The following is an 18075-nucleotide window of genomic DNA, read 5'->3' as shown; positions in this document are numbered from 1 at the left end:
AAGGAAAATTTAGGAGGAATCTGATGAACAAGCAGCAGCATCGCAGCCAAGTGGCAACAGACCAGAACGCAGCGAAGCGTGGTTACGTTCTGCCTCCCGCAGTCTTTAACCAACCCACAGAGCGCACCGTCGAGCGGACGCGCCAGCGGGAGTCGGGTTTCACCCTGATCGAATTGCTCGTCGTCATCGCCATCATCGCCGTCCTCATCGGGATGCTGCTTCCGGCGGTGCAGAAGGTACGCGAGGCGGCGGCTAGATCGCAGGCCGCCAATAATCTGGCAAAACTGGGACAAGTCGGCGCGGCGTATCGAGCGGTTGCTGGCAGCTTTCCACCGGGCTTGGGCCAGCTTGCCACCTTTTGTACGACCGCCTTCGATGCTTGCCCGCTTGATCCGGCGCTCGCCGCAGGCCACACCGAAGGCTACAACTACGCCGTACTGGTGGCGAACGCGACTCAATGGCGTATCGAGGCCGAGCCAACCTTCCCCGGTATCACCGGCGCGGAAACCTTGCTGCTCGATCAAACGGGTCAGATTACCAGTGCGCAGACGCCGGGCGCCGAGGCGGGCCGAAAACGCATGTTTGACAACATTCTCGCGCGCGGGGCTGAGGCCGTCAGCGACTTGCTGAACTTGAACGTTGAGAGCCTGGGCCTCATCCGCAATTACGCGAGTTCGCCTGCGACGCTCCCGACACTTTTCAATCAACTCGCCGGGGACGATCAAACCGTAACGCTGGCCGAAATTCGCAACTACGACCAAAACCCTGCCAGTCCGCTGGGCGCATTCCTTAACGGCGTCGCCCAGGAGATGAAATTCGATGAGTTCAGCCCACAGATGAACGCCCGTATCGGCGTCGAGTTGACTGACTTGCAGGGCGATCCGGTGGCGCTGCTGTTCAGCTATGGTGGCTTGTGCAATCTGACCAAGCTCTATGTCAGCACGCGCGGCGGCGTGGCGAATTCTTTATGCGTTAAGCTCAGCGCCGCCGAAGCCGCCGCCGCGCGCGGTGACACGCAGACTCAACAAAATCTGCTCAATGCCTACCGCAACGAATTGGAGGCACAAGCGGGCAAGACCCTCACGCGCAAACGCGCGCTCACCCTGAGCACGCTTTCGAGAACCTTGTAACAACCCGTGGCCCAAACCACGCTCACCCGCCAAACTCCAAGTAGAAAGGTTGGACAATCAATGAAAGCTAAATTCTGTGCATTGTTCTTGCTGGCTTGTATGGTAGTGCCGCCGGGCCAACCGGCGGCGACGGCAGCACAAACGGCGGGGTGGAGCGCAACTGGCGCGCTCATCACTGCGCGTACACGGCACACAGCCACCGTCCTGCTCAATGGCAAGGTGCTGGTTGTGGGCGGCAGTGTCAGCGGCGCAGCGCTCACAGGCAGCGCGGAGCTTTATGATCCGGCTACGGGAACCTGGAGCCTGACCGGCAATCTGAACATTGCGCGCACAGATCACACCGCCGTCAAACTGCTCAATGGAAAAGTCCTCGTGGTGGGCGGGGTCACCACGAGTCCAGTGCGTTCATTAACCAGCACCGAACTTTACGATCCGCAAACTGGAATGTGGTCGCTCAGCGGTGAAATGAGCACAGGGCGGCAAAACCCGCTCGCCGTGCTCTTGCAGAATGGGAAGGTGCTGGTGGCGGCGGGCCTCACACAGCCCGGCGCGACCTTTAACCGGAACGCCGAAGTTTATGACCTCACCACAGGCCAATGGAGTCCCGCTGGCACGCTCAACGATGAACACGGGTTTGCCACGCTTTCGTTATTGCCCAATGGCAGGGCGCTGCTGGTGGCGGGCCTCAACACCAGCGGCTCCACCAGGAACTGCGAGCTTTACAACCCGGCCACCAATACCTGGACGCCCACCGGTGCGCTGTCAGCAGTCCGCACGACACACGCGGCGACCTTGCTGCCGAACGGCAAAGTGCTGGTCAGCGGCGGTAGGCCGCCGGATGTGGCTGAGACGGAGCTTTACGATCCCGCGACCGGCCAATGGACTGTTAGCGGCAATCTCGCTACGGCGCGCGGCTGGCATACCGCGACCTTGTTGCCAAACGGCAAGGTGCTGATCGCCGGCGGCCAGGGCACGAACAACATATCGCTCAAGAGCGCTGCGCTTTATGACCCCGCCACTGCAAGCTGGACGGGCAGCGCAGACCTCAATCAGGCGCGCGACCACCACACGGCGACCCTGTTGCCGAACGGCAAAGTGCTGGTGGCGGGCGGCGGTCTTTTCACCGGCAGCGGGTTAATCACGCCCCTCGCCAGCGCAGAACTCTTCGACAGCGGCACATCAACCATCGCCAGCGTCTCGGCAGCCAGTTTCACAGTGGGCGGTGCGCCTGAATCCATCGTCGCAGCGTTTGGCGCAAACCTGGCGGCGAGCGTGCAAGCGGCTTCTTCAACGCCGTTGCCAACCGAACTCGCCGGTGTCAGTGTGCGCGTGCGGGACAGCGTTGGTGTTGAACGCCCTGCGCCGCTCTTTTTTGTCGCACCCAACCAAATCAATTTCCTCCTTCCCGCCAACACTGCGCCCGGCACGACTTACCTCACCGTCAGCAGCGGCGCTTCAGGCGTCATTGAAATCGCCAGTACCGCGCCGGGTTTATTCGCCGCCAATGCCAACGGGCAAGGCGTAGCCGCCGCCGTTGCCTTGCGCGTGCGCGGCGATGGTTCGCAAAGCTACGAAGCGGTCGCGCGCTTGGAAAACGGACGTTTTGCCGCCGTACCGATTGATCTCGGCCCTGCCAGCGATCAGGTCTTTTTGGTGCTTTACGGGACAGGCATCCGTGCGCAGCGCACAAGCAGCGCCAGCCTCGGCGGCACGGCCAACGAAGTCCTTTTCGCGGGCGCAGTTGAAGGCTTAGCCGGGTTGGATCAAGTCAACGTGCGTGTGCCGCGTTCCTTGTCGGGGCGTGGCGAAATAGATGTCGTGCTGACGGTGGATGGCCGCGCCACGAATACGGTGCGCATCAATGTGCGCTGAATCGGGTTTCGCTGATTGACTTCCACCAAGCACGTCAACCGAGGAGAAACTGCCATGAAATCGTATCAACACCTGCGTCATTTTGCGCTGATTGCGGCGTGCTTGTGGTGTGGACTGTGGCTGCGCACCGCGCGGCCTGCGCCACCAATTGCCTCAACCAATAGACATTATCGGGAATAGAAATTAACCACGGGGAACACGGGGATGAGGGGAAAGCATAAACGAACCAGCAAATCGTAACTCTTCTTCCGCACGTATTTTGCTCGATTGCCCCGTGCCCCCCATGTTCCCCGTGGTTAGTCCGCAGCTTAATCCCGATAAGGTCTAATCTATCCACCACAACCTTGACGGGCACGGCGGCGCTCGATCAATTGAAACGGGCGGGCCAATACGGATCATTGCAGGCGGCCATGCGGCAGGCCCGGCTCGGCGTGAGTTATGCCAACCACACGCCGCTGGGCCGCGCGGCCTAGCACGCACCGAATCGGGCGGCGGGTTATGACGCTTACGTCACCGAAGAAGGCGCGAGCATTTCACTCAACCAAGGGGCCGTGAAAGACGCGCCGCCGGTCAGCCTGAGCTTGCGAGGCATCGGCTATGGCGACGCCTCGCGTCAGGTCGGCGCGGGCGTGGTGAGCGGCGACCTGCAAACCCTGACCATCACGCGCGACAGCCAGTTCACGGAATGGTTCGTCAACGGCGCGGAGGGACTTGAGCACGGCTTCACGCTCAACCAGCCGCCGCCGCCCGCGCAAAGTGCAAATTCGTCCTCGCAAATTCGCCTGGCGCTGACCGTCAACGCAGGCTGGCAAGTCAGCATGCGCGCCGACGGCCAAGCCGCGCGCTTCACGCATGCGGCGAGCGGGCAGTCGCTCGCCTATGACCATCTCGCGGCCTACGACGCCCAAGGCCGCGCGTTACCAGCGTGGCTCGAAGCGCAAGCCGACACCCTCGCTTTGCTGGTGGACGATGCCGGCGCGGTCTATCCGCTGATGATTGATCCGATCTTTTCGCAGCAGGCCAAGCTGAGCGCGCCGGATGCGGCGGCGAATGATGCGTTCGGAGACTCGGTGGCGTTGGATGGCAACACGGCGGTGGTGGGCGCGCCCTTTGACGATGGGTCGGGCGCGAATCAAGCCTCGGTCTATGTGTTTGTGCGCAGCGACACGGTCTGGACGTTTCAGGCCAAGTTGGCGGCAGTGGACGGCGCGACGAGCGATCAATTCGGCTTTGCCTTCGCGCTGAGCGGCGATACGTTGGTCGTTGGCGCGCCTTTCGACGACATTGATCAGGATTCGGTTTACGTTTTCACCCGCAGCGGCACAAGCTGGTCGCAACAACAGAAACTCACCGCCAGCGACGGCGCGACCGGCGATCATTTCGGCGTCGCGGTGGCGCTCAGCGGCAACACCTTCGTCGCCGGGGCCAGTGATGACAACATCAGTGCGAATGCCGATCAAGGTTCGGCCTACGTCTTCACCCGCAGCGGCACGGCCTGGATGTTCCAACAGAAACTCACGGCCAACGATGGCGCGGCCTTTGATTTCTTCGGCGTCTGAGTCGTTGTCAGCGGCGATACCGTGGTGGTCGGCGCCGAGCAAGACGACATCGGCGCGAACATGAATCAAGGCTCAGCCTACGTCTTCGTTTGTCCCGCCTGCCCCACCGTGACGCTCACGCCGGCCACCTTGCCCAATGGAGTGATTGGCACTTCCTACAATCAAACCGTCACGGCCAGCGGCGGCACCGGGCCGTATCAATTCTCTTTGTCTGGCGGCACGCTTCCACCTGAAATATCGCTGGCACAAGGCGGGCTGCTGAACGGCGTATAGCCAGACATTGAGCGCGACGGGCGGCACGGCGCCCTATCAATTCACCGTCACGAGCGGCGCGGCGCCCAACGGATTGACGCTGGCGGCGAGCGGCGCGTTGACGGGCTTGCCCACGCTGGCCGGCAATTTCAATTTTACGGTCACGGCCACCGACGCCAACAATTGCACGGGTGCGCGCGCCTACACGTTGACCATTACTTGCCCCGCCGTCACCGTCAATCCAGCCACGCTCGCACCCCGGTATTTCGGGTTGCCATACACCCAGAATTTCAGCGCCACGGGCGGCACGGGGCCATACAGTTTCGCCATTAGCACGGGCGCCTTGCCTGCCGGGCTGAGCCTTTCGCCGGCTGGCGTGTTGACGGGCGCGGCCTTTGCGCTGGGAACATTCACTTTCAATGTGCGGGCGACTGACGCGAATGGCTGTCAGGGCGCGCGGGCGTATACATTGACGCTCAGATATGACGGCGATGGCAAGGCGGATATTGCGGTCTGGCGGCGGAGCGGTACGTGGTTCGTCAAGCGCAGTTCGAATGGCTCGTTCCTAATCCAAAACCAGGGCCAAAGCGGTGATGTGCCGGTGCCCGCGCAAGGCGTGCGTTAGCAGAGTAGAGCACTTCTCAAAAACGTTTGTTTGGCAGACCTGAACTGCGAGGCCTGCGTAGCGCAACCTGCCGAGGTTGCGCCGCTTCCGCATTGCAATACTGATGAAACCACGCAACCTCGGCAGGTTGCGCTACGCCTTTCGTGCCAAAAGTGGCCTTTTGGCAAAAGTGTCCTGACAGCAGGCTCCGTTACGGTTCTCCGGCTGCTCAATTTGCGCTGCCGAGGTTCGTTCAGATGTCTCGTAATTGACAGCCTGTGCCGCCCTCATTAGTATCCCTTCCGCCCAACCAGGCAGCGGTTTTACACCCCACAAATAGCATTTCTTTTCGCGGGGCTTCCCTGTTGCAAGACATTCCACGCGCGGCCTTGGCGCGTTGCTGCGTGGCCGATTTCAGAGGCGACGCAGCGGAGCAAATGACTCACATGATGAATCCATCCCGATCCCCAAAGTGCCTGCCTCACCGTTTCGGTTTATCAGTTTGCTTGTTGTCAATCGCTTTGCTGGGCGCCTTCACGCGCGCGCGCGCGACGCACGCTGTGCAAAGCGGATGCGCTGCGCCGAGCTTTGCCGCCGTGGCGCCGTTGAATGGCGGCGCAAATCCGCAAGCCGTGGTCGCGGGTGATTTCAATCTGGATGGCCGGTTGGATGTGGCGGTCGCCAATCGCGACAGCCGCGTCACCTTGCTTTTCAATGATGGCCAAGGCGGCTTCAGTGCAGGCAATTTCACGGCGAGCGGGACGCTGACCGATTTGGCGGCGGGCGATTTCAACGGCGATCAACGGCTGGATTTGGTCGTGGGCAGCGAAGCCGGTGTGCCGCTGCTGTTTTTGAATAACGGTGGAGGTAGTTTTTCGTCAGCCCTGCCCGTGGCGGCGGCGGGCGCGGCTCCGGTGATTGTCACAGGCGATTTCAATGGCGATGGCAGGCTGGACGTGGCAGCGGGCACGAATACAAATGCGGGTGTGGTTTCGGTGACGTTCGGCAATGGCGGCGGCGGCTTCGGCACACCCGCGACCTATACCGTGGGCACGCGCATCGTGGCGCTGGTCAGCGGCGATCTCAACGGCGACGGCAAAACCGATCTGGCGGTGTTGAATCAGGGCAACGAGGGCTTTGCGGTGTTGCTCAATACGGGCACGGGCGCGTTCGCCGCGCCGGTGAGTTACACCGTCGGCGTAGACAGCGGGACGGACATGGCCGGGGGCGATTTCAACAGCGATGGCGCGCTCGATCTGGTCATCACGAACAGCAACAACAACCGCGTGTCGGTGCAACTCAACAGCGGCGCGGGCGTCTTCCTGCAAGCGCAAAACTTCGGCGCGACGGCCAGCCCCTTGAGCGTGGCGACGGGCGATTTCAACAGCGACGGCAAGACTGACCTGGTCATCGGCACGGCCAACCTCGAAGCCGAAATCCGCCTCGGCAATGATGCCGCGCAATTCGGCAATGAGACGCGCTTCGGCCTGGGCGGACGCGCCGTTGCTATCAGCAGCGCGGATGTGAGCGGCGACGGACGGCCCGATGTCGTGACGGCCAATGCCGCCGAAAGCAACGTCGCGTTTTTGCGCAACACGTGCAGCGCGCCGCCGCTCAATACGCCGCCCACGATTACGCCGAGCAGCGCGTTGACGCGGCAACAGGGCGCGCCCGCCAGCAACGATGTGCTGGCGACGGTCAGCGATGCGCAAACGGCCAACAGCAATTTGCAAGTCTTTCTGCTGAATGCCGCCGCCGGATTGAACATCACGAATTTGACCAATAGTCGCGGCACGCTTAGCGCTTCGGTTGGAGCGGCGTGCAATGCGGCGGCGAGTCCATTAACGGCGATGTTGTTGGTGACCGATCCCGGCGGACTGTCGGCCACGGCCAGTGTGACGATCAATGTGACGGCCAACACGCCGCCGGCGCTGGGCGCCTATCCCAACGCGACGGCGACGACGGGCGCGGGCACGGTCGTCTTGCCGGCGCAACCGCCCAGCGACAACACGGCCATCAGCGCCGTCACGGCGACGGCTTCGGCGGGTTTCACAGGCACGCTCAACACCAATCCGGTGACGGGCGCAGTGACGATCACGAATGCGGCGCCGGTTGGCGCGCATACGATCACCGTGACGGCACGCGACAATTGCAACGCGGCGGTGACGCAAAGCTTCACGCTGACGGTGAATGCCCCGGCCTGTGTGAATACGCGGCCCGGCCTGGTCAGTTGGTATCGCGGCGAAAACAACGCCGCCGACAATCAAAACGCCAACAACGGCGCGGGCGTGAACGGCCTCGCCTTTGCCCCCGGGCGCGTCGGACAGGCGCTCAGCTTTAACGGCAGCAGCGAACTGGTCGTCCCGCATTCGCCCGCCTTGAACTTCCAGCAATTCACCTTTGAAGGCTGGGTCTATCCGACGCTGCTGGATGGCGCGGTCGAATTCATCCTGAACAAAGAAGACCAGCCTTACACGACCTATCATTACGAATGGGGCATCGCGGGCACGGGCGGCACGATTCCGGCGGGCACGCTGGTCTTTGCGCTGAACGGCCTCAACGGCCTGCCTAATGAATTCGGCGGCTTCATCAACGGCGGCGGTACGGTGCCGCTGAATGCCTGGACGCACGTGGCGCTCAGCTTCGATGGCGCAACAATCAAGAGTTATTTGAATGGCCGTGTGGCGCGCACCTTGCCGGGCTTGAGCGGCAACCTGATCACTTCGACGGGGCCGCTGAAGCTGGGTTCGCGTTCAGACACGTTGATCAGTCAATTGCCCGTCAATCGTTTCAACGGGCTGATTGACGAACTCAGTTTGTACAACCGCGCGTTGAGCGAACAGGAACTGCTGGCGATTTACAACTCGGGCACGGCGGGCAAATGCCCCATGTTCGTCAACACAAATCCGACGCTGACGCCGGGCGCGGCGCTGACGCAACAACGCGGCACGAGCGGCGTGCTCGCGCTGCTGGGGACTGTGACTGACACCGAATCAGCCGCGGGCGATTTGACCGTGACGGTGGCCAATGCGCCCGAAGGCTTGAGCTTCAGCAAACTGACGAACACGAACGGCACGATCACCGGCACGGTCGCGGTGGCTTGCGATGTAGCACTGGGCGCGAATCAGGTCACGCTGCGCGTCAGCGATGGCGAATTGAGCAGCACGGCGACTTTCAGCGTCAACGTCACCGCGAACACGCCGCCCGTGTTGGGCGCGTATGTTGCGCCGCCGCCTTTGCTGGCGGGCGGTTCGGCGGAAGTCACCCCCACGGCGGCGCCGATGGACAATGGCGCGCTCGCCAGCGTCGTCGCGCTGGTGCCGGGCGCATACACTGGTTCGGTCAGCGTCAATCCCGCCACCGGTATCGTCACGCTCAGCAACGCACGGCCCGCAGGCAGCTACACGGCGACGCTGACGGCGACGGATAATTGCGGCGCGACGACGACGACCAGTTTCAATTTCACCGTGAACCGCTTGGCCACCGTGGTCACACTCACGGCAAGCGGCGCGCCCTATGTGCAGGGGCAAGCCGTTGATTTGAGCGCGACGATTACGGCCAACACACCGCTGGCGACGCCGCCCAGCGGACAGGTGACGTTCTTTGACGGGACAACCACCTTGGGCACGGTGGCGGCGGATAGCACGGGCGCGGCGCACTTGCGCGTGACCTTCGGCGAAGGCGGCACGCACACGCTGACGGCGACATACAGCGGCGACAATCTCTTTCTAGGCGCGCAGGCCGCGCCGCTGGGCTTAAGCATTGCTTATGCCGTGACCAATGTTTCGGCGGCCAGCTATCGCGGCGCCACGCTCGCGCCTGAACAGATCGTGGCCGCGTTTGGCACACGGTTGGCGACGACGCGCGCCGAAGCATTGACCTTGCCGCTGCCCACGGTATTGGGCGGCACGCTGGTGCGCGTCCGCGACAGCGCGGGCGTTGAAAGCCTCGCGCCGCTCTTTTTCGTTTCGCCAGCGCAAGTCAATTACGTCTTGCCGCGCGGCTTGGCCGCCGGTCAGGCAACGATCACGATCATTGGCGGCGATGGCGTCACTTCGCTGGCGCGTGTGCAAATTGCGCCAACCAATCCGGGCCTCTTCACCGCCGATAGCAGCGGGCGCGGCTTGCCTGCCGCACAGGTCTTGCGCGTGCTGGCGGATGGCACACAACGCTTCGAAGCGGCGGTGCGCTTCGATACGGCCACCAGCAAATTCGTCGCCGTGCCGATTGATGTGGGCGCGGCGAATGAACAGGTCTTCCTGATTCTGTTCGGCACGGGCTGGCGCGGTCGCAACCCCGACATCCCGGCGGCGGCATCCATCGGCAGCGCGATTGCCGAAGTCGTTTTTGTCGGCGCAGCACCCGGGCAGATTGGCGTGGATCAAGCTAACCTGCGCCTCCCGCGCACGTTGGCGGGAGCGGGCGAAAGCGAGGTCAATTTGAATGTGGATGGCAAGGCGGTGAATCCGGTGCGTATACAACTCAAGTGAAGAGTTTCAGAACAGTCAGAACACAGGGAAAGTTTTTGGTGATTGTTTCGGCCTATTTCGTCTAGGGCTTTTACAAAGTCCTCAAAACATCCGCCAAAGACCTTTGACTGACTCCCGATTCCTGACTCCTGCTGCCTGACAAATTAAAAATCAGCCGGTATTTTCAGTTTGCCAGGCATCAGGAACCGGGAATCGGGAGTCAGTCAAACCGTTCGAGCGCTCGCGCTGGCGACTTTGCATAAGCCCTGGCGCTTTTGCACGGGGCGATGTTGTTAATTGACAGCCCAGACACTGCTCAGTAGTATCCGTCGTCGCCGAATCGTTCTTTCCCCAGGCCGCAATGAGCGAAAGTTGGCCGTCTTGGCCAAGTTTTTATCTCCATGCGGCTGCCCGCTTTCCCGACAGCCGAGACGTTTCACCCAGACAGCATTTTCGTCCTGGAACAAAAACCCGCCGCCCGTAGCGTTGGCGGCTCACAAAAACTTTCGTTGTCCCTGCCAATGCTTGGCAAGCGAAGTTTCTTGGAGGTCGTACCGTTATGCACACTCGCACACGCAATCCCTTTCGGTTTGTCTCCGGCGTTCGCCTCGTTTTCGTGCTGCTCTGTCCCGCCTTGCTCATGGCCTACACCTGGTTGGCCGCCGCCAGTCAACCTGTCGTTCAAACGAATTGCGCGCCGCGCCCCAATGGGTTGGTCGCCTGGTATCGCGGCGAAGGCAATGGACTGGATTCCATCGGCACGAATCACGGCACGGTAAAAACCGGCGTCGGCTTCACCACCGGCAAGGTCATGCAGGCGTTCGATTTCAACGGCACCGGCGAAGTCAGCGTTCCCAACGCACCGGCTTTGAATCCGGCGCGGCTGACGATTGAAACCTGGGTTTACCCGACGCTGGTGGATGGTTCCGTAGACATCATCGTCAATAAAGATTCCGAACCCTATGACGGATACCAATACGAAATCGGCATTCGCGGGCCGAGCCTGCCCGCCGGCTCAATTCCCATCGGCAACTTTGCCTTCGCGTTGCGCGGCGTGAACGGCTTGCCCAACGATTATTCTTTCTGGGTGAATGGCGGCGGGGCGGTGCCCTTGAATACCTGGACGCATGTGGCTGTCACGTATGACGGCGCGGTGGCCAACGCTTATATCAACGGCGTGCTGACGCGCAGCGTGGCGGGTTTGAGCGGCGACATCACGCCGTCGGCTGGCCCGCTGAAAATCGGCTCGCGTTCTGAAGACGTGCTCAGCCGCTTGCCGAACGAACGCTTTAACGGGCGCATTGACGAGGTCAGCCTGTACAACCGCGCGCTCACCGCTGCGGAAATTCTGGCGATCTTCCAGTCGGATAGCGTGGGCAAATGCCCAGTGCAAAATACGCCGCCGACGATTACGGCGGGGGCGGCGCTCACCCGCCAACAAGGCAACCCGGGCGCTGCTGCCACCATTGCCACCGTCAATGATTTAGAAACGCCTGTAGCGAATTTAAGCGTGACGGCGACGACAGTTCCGACGGGCCTCGCAATTAGCAACATCAATAATACCAATGGCACGATCACCGCAACGGTGACAGCGGGCTGCAACGCTACTGCCGGGGCGCAAACAGTGATCTTGACCGTAACCGATGCGGCGGGCGGCACGGCGACGGCCAATTTGACCATCAATGTCACGGCCAACTCCGCGCCCACACTTGGCCCGTATCCCACGACGACCGTCAACTTAGGCCAATCCGTCACCATCACGCCCAGCGCCGCGCCCGCTGACAACAACACCGTCGCCAGTGTCACGGCAGCTATCTCTGCTGGATTCACCGGCACGGTTTCAGTGAACGCCAGCACCGGTGTTGTTTCGATCAATAACGCCGCGCCGGGTGGAGCGTATGTGGTCACGGTTACGGCGACGGACAATTGCGGCGCTTCCACAAATTCGCCCTTTAACCTGACCGTCGGCAAACTCAACTCCGCCACGCAACTGATGATCTCGGCGGAGCCTTATCTAGTGGGTCAGGCAATCACGCTGGCCGCCAAGGTCACGGCCACGGGCGCGGGCGCGCCTACGGGCGCGGTGATGTTTCTGGACGGCGCGACCTCGTTAGGCCAAGGCACTTTGAATGCGAGCGGAGTGGCGACCTTCACCACTTCCACACTGACGGCGGGCACACACAAATTGACGGCGGCATACGCGGGCGATACCAACTACGGGTCGTCCACTTCAGCCGAAGTCACGATCCTGATCGCTCGGCCTCTCGCCAACGTTTCGGCGGCCAGTTATCTGCACGATCAGTTCGCGCGCGAAGAAATCGTGGCCGCCTTCGGAATCAATCTGGCAACCACGAGCCAGGCCGCAACGAACCTGCCTTTGCCGACAACGCTGGCGGGCACGGCCGTCCGCGTCACTGACAGCCTGGGGGTTGAACGTCTCGCCCAGCTTTTCTTCGTGTCCGCCAATCAAGTCAATTATCTGCTGCCTGCCGGAACGGCGCTCGGCCCTGCCACGGTAAAGATCGCGAACGACAGCAACCCAAATAACGTCGCGCAGGAAGTCATTCAAATCGCTACGGTGGCGCCGGGTGTTTTCACGGCGAATGCGAACGGCAGCGGCGTGGCGGCGGCGCAGGTGTTGCGCATACAGCCCTCCGGCGCGTTTCAATTCGAACCGGTCGCGCGCCTGGATGCCGCGACGCAGCGCTTTGTGCCGATCCCACTCGAATTCGGGCCGCCCGCCGAACAGCTTTACTTATTGCTCTATGGCACAGGCTTTCGCTTCAGGGCGGCGCTCAACAACGTCACCGCCACCGTCGGAGGCATCAGCGTGCCGCTTAACTTTGCCGGCGCGCAAGGCAGTCTGGCCGGACTGGATCAGGCCAATTTGCTGCTGCCGCAGCAACTGGCCGCGCGGGGTGAGGTGGAGGTCGTGCTGACAGTGGATGGCAAACAAGCGAATATCGTGCGGATCGGCTTTCGCTAACACGAGCAAGGCAGTAAACGGCGCCCCTTCTCTTGTGCAGTTGTATTTCGAGTCGGCGCAGGGGCTGACAAGAGCCGGTCCCAGAGCTTTCTTTGCTATCGCAATGAGTTTCCCAGAGGCATAAGTTGACACTTTGTGAAACCATGTGCTACTTATCCTGACTTAAATTTTAACCTGCATTTTGCGCTATTTGTGTCTGTGCTGTGGAACTTATCATCCTTGAGGAGAGTCACGCGGTGTACCCTGCATTAATCTTACTGCTGGAAGGAAGTGTCATCAGTATTGATGGCTCGTTCCTGTTTATCTTTATTAGCATTCTCCTGTTGATTTTCCTTCTCAACCGAACGCTGTTCGTGCCGCTCAATCAGGTGCTGGATGAGCGCGAGAGTTTGGGGGCTGGACGGTTGAACGAGGCCAAACAACTGCTCAGGCAATTCGACGAAAAACTCGACCATTACGAGCAACAGATTCGGCAAGCGCGCGCCGCGGCTTATCAGGAACTCGAAAGCCAACGCAAGGAAGCCTTGACCGCACGCCAGCAATTGTTGGATCAAGTGAAGCAGGAAACCGCCGCGCAATTCAACGCCGCCAAAGACGACATCACGCAACAGGTTGCTGGCGCGCGCCAGACATTGGAAAACGAAGCACACACAATGGCCGCGACGATTTCTTCCCAAATACTAAAACGCCCGGTCGGGTAAGCCTGTAAAGGAGAACAGGAGACTTAACGCCTGCAATGAAAAGCATCACGCAACTACGTTCCTTGATCTTCACGCCCGTCCTGTTTGCACCGCCGGTTTTGCTGGCCGAAGGGCTGCATCCCGCCATTCCCAAAGCTGTCAATCTCGCTGTCTTTTTGACTGTGCTATACCTGCTGGTGCGCAAGCCAGCGCGCGAATTCTTTGCCGAGCGACTCGCCACCGTGCGTGCCACGCTCGACCGCGCCGCGAACGAAAAGGCCGAAGCCACCGCGAAACTCAACGAATTGAATGCGCGCCTCAGCAAGTTGGACGCAGAGGTCACCGAGATTCGCGCCCAAGCCGAACGTGAAGCACTGGCCGAACGTGAACGCTTGCAGGCCGAAGCCAGGGCTGACGCCGAAAAGCTGCGCACTACCGCTAACCGCGAAATCGAAGGCGCGAAACAAGCCGCCCTCGTCCAGTTACGTGAATTCACCGCCGATAAAGCCGTCGAACTCGCCGAACAAATGATCCGCCGCGAATTGACGCCCCAAGACGACGCCAGGCTCCTACAGCGCGTCAGCGAGGAGCTAAGCAAAGTGAGCTAGTAGAGCGACTACTGACTACTGACTACTGACTACTGACTACTGACTACTTTTTATGAGTGTTGCCACCATCGCCAATCGCTACGCCCGCGCCCTCGCCGATGTCATCGTCGAGCGGCGCGAGGTCACCGAAGTCGCCGCCGAGTTGAAACAGTTCGCCGCGATGATCGAAGGCCACGCGCAATTGCGCGAGGTTTTCGCCAGCCCGGTCGTTGCCCCGGAGCGCAAGCGCGCGGTGTTGAACGAACTGATCGCGCGGCTGAAAGCGCGCCAGACCGTGCAGAACTTCCTGCAATTGCTGTTGGCCAACAATCGGCTGCATCAACTGATGCCAATGGTTCAAGCGCTCGAAAAAGAATTGGACGCCCGCACCAATGTCGTGACCGCCGAAATCATCACGGCGCGCAACATCAACGCCGACGAACAAAAGCTCTTGCACGACAAATTGAAGGCCCTCACGGGCAAAGACGTGCGGCTGCACTATAAGACCGACCCGGACATCATCGGGGGCGTCGTCACACGCATCGGCAGCAAGATTTATGACGGTTCGATCAAGAACCAGTTGGCGCAAATGAAAGCGCGCCTCATGCAGTAAGGGGCTAGAGACTAGGGATGAGGGGCTTGATAAGGTCGCCCTAGCCCCTAGTCCCTAGCTACTAATTCCAATCACGGAGTGATTATGGCAGACGATATTAGGGCAGATGAGATCAGCAAGATTATTCGCCAGCAGATCGAGAACTTCGACACTGGCGTCACCGTGGCCGAAGTCGGCACAGTCATCAAGGTCGGCGACGGGATCGCTGAAATTCATGGCCTGGAACAGGTCATGGCGGGCGAACTGCTCGACTTCGGGCAAGGCGCGTTCGGGCTGGCGTTGAACCTGGAAGAAGACAAGGTCGGCGCGGTGTTGCTGGGCGATTTCCAAAAGATCAAAGAGGGTGACATCGTCAAACGCACCAAGCGCATTATCGAAGTGCCCGCTGGCGATGCCATGCTGGGCCGCGTGGTCAACGCGCTCGGTCAAGGTATGGACGGCAAAGGCCCGATCGTGACCAACGATTTCATGCCCATCGAACGCATCGCCCCCGGCATCGTGGATCGCCAGGGCGTGAAAGAGCCGATGCAAACCGGCCTGAAGGCCATTGACTCGATGGTGCCCATCGGACGCGGCCAGCGCGAACTCATCATCGGCGACCGTCAGACCGGCAAAACCGCCGTCGCGCTCGACACGATCATCAATCAGCGCGGCAAAGACGTGATTTGCATTTACGTCGCCATTGGTCAAAAGGCTTCGACCATCGCGCAGGTGCAAGCCACGCTCGAAAAGCATGACGCGATGAGCTACACGATCATCGTGGTCGCTTCGGCATCGGAACCGGCGGCCATGCAATACATCGCGCCTTACTCCGGTTGCGCCATCGGCGAATACTTTATGGATCGTGGCAAGGCTGTGCTTTGCGTCTACGACGATTTGTCGAAGCACGCGGCGGCCTATCGCGAGATTTCCCTGCTCTTGCGCCGTCCGCCGGGCCGCGAAGCCTATCCGGGCGACGTGTTTTACCTACACTCGCGCTTGTTGGAACGCGCGGCCAAGTACAGCGATGCCAAAGGCGGCGGCTCGATCACGGCGCTGCCCGTCATCGAAACGCAAGCGGGCGACATTTCGGCCTACATCCCGACCAACGTGATCTCGATCACCGACGGGCAAATCTTCCTCGAATCCGACTTGTTCAACGCGGGCATTCGTCCGGCGATCAACGTCGGCAACTCGGTGAGCCGCGTGGGTGGCAACGCGCAGGTCAAGGCGATGAAAAGCGTCGCCGGCACGCTGCGGCTGGATTTGGCGCAGTACCGCGCGCTCGCGGCGTTCGCCATGTTCGCCTCCGATCTTGACGAAGCTTCGCGCAAACAGTTGGCGCGCGGCCAGCGTTTGACCGAATTGCTCAAGCAAGATCAATACGTGCCGATGGACGTAGAGAAGCAGGTCATCGGGATTTGGGCGGCCTCGAACAACTACGCTGACGATGTCGCGGTCGAAGACATCCGCAAGTTCGAGTCCGAGCTGATCAAGTTCATCGAGAACAGCAAAGGCTCGCTCTTGCAGGAACTGCGTGACAAGAAAGCGATTGACGACAGCCTCAAAGGCCAACTCAACGCCGCGCTGAAAGAATTCAAAGAACGCTTCAACGCGCAAGCGAAAAGCGCGAAAGCCTGAAACCTAATTGATAGTTGATAATTGACAGTTGACAGTTAAGCGCTGGCATTGAGTGCAGTGACTTGTTACCAACTATCAATTATCAACTGTCAACTATCAATTGAATCTATGCCTAGCATACAAGACCTGCGGCGCCGGTTGCGCGCCGTCAAAAGCACCCAACAGATCACCAAGGCGATGAAGATGGTCGCGGCGGCCCGTTTGCGCCGCGCCCAGGAGCGCGTGCAAGCGGCGCGCCCCTACACCAGGAAGATGACGCAGATTCTGGGTGATCTAGCCCGGCGCGCTTCCGATTTCAAGCACCCGTTGCTGGCCAACCCCGATGCTGAGACGCCCGCCAGCGAGCGCATCATTCTGGCGTTGGTGACGGCGGACAAAGGGTTGTGCGGCGGCTTCAACACCAACCTCATCAAAGCGGCCAGCGAATTTCTGCGGCAGCATACGCACGATCAGGTTGAACTGGTTTTGATCGGACGCAAGGGCAATGATTTTTTCCATCGCCGCAACGTCACGATTCGCCGCTCACACATCGGCATCACCGGCTCCGGCAAAGTCACGGCGACGGACGCCATCAACATCGGCCAGCAACTCATCGCCGATTTCACCAACGAAGCGCAGCCGGTAGACAAAATTTATCTACTCTTCGGCGAATTCAAATCGGCGCTCGTGCAAAAACCCTCACTCGTCCAGTTACTGCCCATCGGCCAACTGCCAGAAAATGAACCGACGGAAGCCGGTGGCGATTACCTTTACGAACAGAAACCGGCGGAGATTTTTGAAGTGCTTCTGCCCAAACTGATCGAGAATCGCATTTACCAAGCGTTGCTCGAATCAGTAGCCTCTGAAATGGGTTCGCGCATGACCGCGATGGATTCGGCATCCAAGAACGCCAGCGAAGTGATTGACCGGCTCACGCTGAACATGAACCGCGTGCGCCAGGCCGCCATCACGCGCGAAATCATTGAAGTGGTCAGCGGCGCTGAAGCGCTGTAACGATTGCGGATTGTGGATTGCGGATTGCGGAATTTTGCAGCACCCTAAGTGCTCGTGAAATTCCGCAATCGCCTTTTAGACCGACCGATGAACCAACTACAGTCCAAAGCAGCAGCCCCCAGCCACCAGCCCCCAGCCACCAGCGTTTACTGGCTCCCGCCCCTGCTCTGGATGGCCGCGATGTTCGGGTTTTCGACCGACGCCTTCTCTGCTGACAACACGGGTTCGCGGCTCGCCTGGTTGCTGCACCTGGTCTTCCCTGCCATTACCGACAGCCAATACGAGACGGTTCATTTTCTCGTGCGCAAGACAGCGCATTTCACTGAATACGGCTTTCTCGCGCTCTTGTGGTTTCGGGCTTTTTGGGCGGGTTCGCCTCTCAAGTGGCAATGGCGCTGGGCCGCACAGGCATTCGTCATCATCGCGGTCTGGGCATTGCTGGACGAATGGCATCAGACCTTCACCGCCCATCGGACAGGTTCGCTTTACGACAGTTTATTGGATATGAGCGGCGGCTTGACGGCGTTGCTCGCGCTGGGGCTGTGGCGGCGTCCACGTGTGCACACCTAGATCGGTTTTCATTTGCGTGTACGGTAGGCGCGCCGCGCCGGGACAGTACCGCGCGCGTGAGCAAGCGGCGCGTCAAGCACGGCTGGACTGGCGCAACGCCGAAGCGCCGCTTGCTCACGCGCGCGGTACTGTCCCGCTTA

General features: G+C 60.5%; 12 protein-coding genes and 1 pseudogene. All 13 read left to right on the top strand.

What is annotated here, in order from left to right; genetic code table 11:
- Positions 1-23 precede the first annotated feature (23 nt).
- Positions 24-290 (top strand): annotated as a pseudogene (locus tag HY011_27570) (type II secretion system protein).
- A 900-nt stretch (positions 291-1190) separates the two neighbouring features.
- Positions 1191-3002 (top strand): hypothetical protein, encoded by a 1812-nt coding sequence (locus tag HY011_27565; protein MBI3426705.1) that lies wholly within the window; start codon positions 1191-1193, stop codon positions 3000-3002.
- A 551-nt stretch (positions 3003-3553) separates the two neighbouring features.
- Positions 3554-4561 carry an FG-GAP repeat protein gene (locus HY011_27560; GenBank protein ID MBI3426704.1) on the top strand — a complete coding sequence of 336 codons (1008 nt, stop codon included), beginning with the start codon at positions 3554-3556 and terminating at the stop codon, positions 4559-4561.
- 21 nt (positions 4562-4582) lie between these two features.
- Positions 4583-4834, top strand: a complete 252-nt coding sequence (locus tag HY011_27555) for a hypothetical protein (protein ID MBI3426703.1) — start codon at positions 4583-4585, stop codon at positions 4832-4834.
- A 7-nt stretch (positions 4835-4841) separates the two neighbouring features.
- Entirely contained in the window at positions 4842-5438 is a 597-nt protein-coding gene (locus tag HY011_27550; protein MBI3426702.1) for a putative Ig domain-containing protein, read from the top strand.
- Between the two features lie 485 nt (positions 5439-5923).
- The gene (locus HY011_27545) at positions 5924-9907 is read left to right on the top strand and encodes a VCBS repeat-containing protein (GenBank protein MBI3426701.1); all 3984 of its coding nucleotides are present in this window, start codon (positions 5924-5926) and stop codon (positions 9905-9907) included.
- Between the two features lie 538 nt (positions 9908-10445).
- A complete protein-coding gene (locus HY011_27540; protein ID MBI3426700.1) occupies positions 10446-12872 on the top strand; it encodes an Ig-like domain repeat protein in 2427 nt (808 codons plus the stop codon).
- Positions 12873-13108: 236 nt separating this feature from the next.
- A complete protein-coding gene (locus HY011_27535) occupies positions 13109-13573 on the top strand; it encodes an ATP synthase F0 subunit B (protein MBI3426699.1) in 465 nt (154 codons plus the stop codon).
- A 35-nt stretch (positions 13574-13608) separates the two neighbouring features.
- Entirely contained in the window at positions 13609-14160 is a 552-nt protein-coding gene (locus HY011_27530; GenBank protein MBI3426698.1) for an ATP synthase F0 subunit B, read from the top strand.
- Positions 14161-14212: 52 nt separating this feature from the next.
- Positions 14213-14752, top strand: coding sequence for an ATP synthase F1 subunit delta (gene atpH, locus HY011_27525; GenBank protein ID MBI3426697.1), 540 nt, complete (start codon positions 14213-14215; stop codon positions 14750-14752).
- An 84-nt stretch (positions 14753-14836) separates the two neighbouring features.
- A complete protein-coding gene (locus HY011_27520) occupies positions 14837-16372 on the top strand; it encodes a F0F1 ATP synthase subunit alpha (GenBank protein ID MBI3426696.1) in 1536 nt (511 codons plus the stop codon).
- Positions 16373-16480: 108 nt separating this feature from the next.
- Positions 16481-17365: an ATP synthase F1 subunit gamma gene (gene atpG, locus HY011_27515; GenBank protein MBI3426695.1), complete on the top strand. Its 885-nt coding sequence runs from the start codon at positions 16481-16483 to the stop codon at positions 17363-17365.
- Positions 17366-17452: 87 nt separating this feature from the next.
- Positions 17453-17935, top strand: coding sequence for a VanZ family protein (gene vanZ / locus HY011_27510; GenBank protein ID MBI3426694.1), 483 nt, complete (start codon positions 17453-17455; stop codon positions 17933-17935).
- Positions 17936-18075: the final 140 nt, after the last annotated feature.

This window comes from Acidobacteriota bacterium (assembly GCA_016196035.1).
GTDB lineage: Bacteria > Acidobacteriota > Blastocatellia > RBC074 > RBC074 > JACPYM01.
Note: the sequence above shows the minus strand (reverse complement) of the source record. Positions and strands in the feature narration are given on the sequence as shown.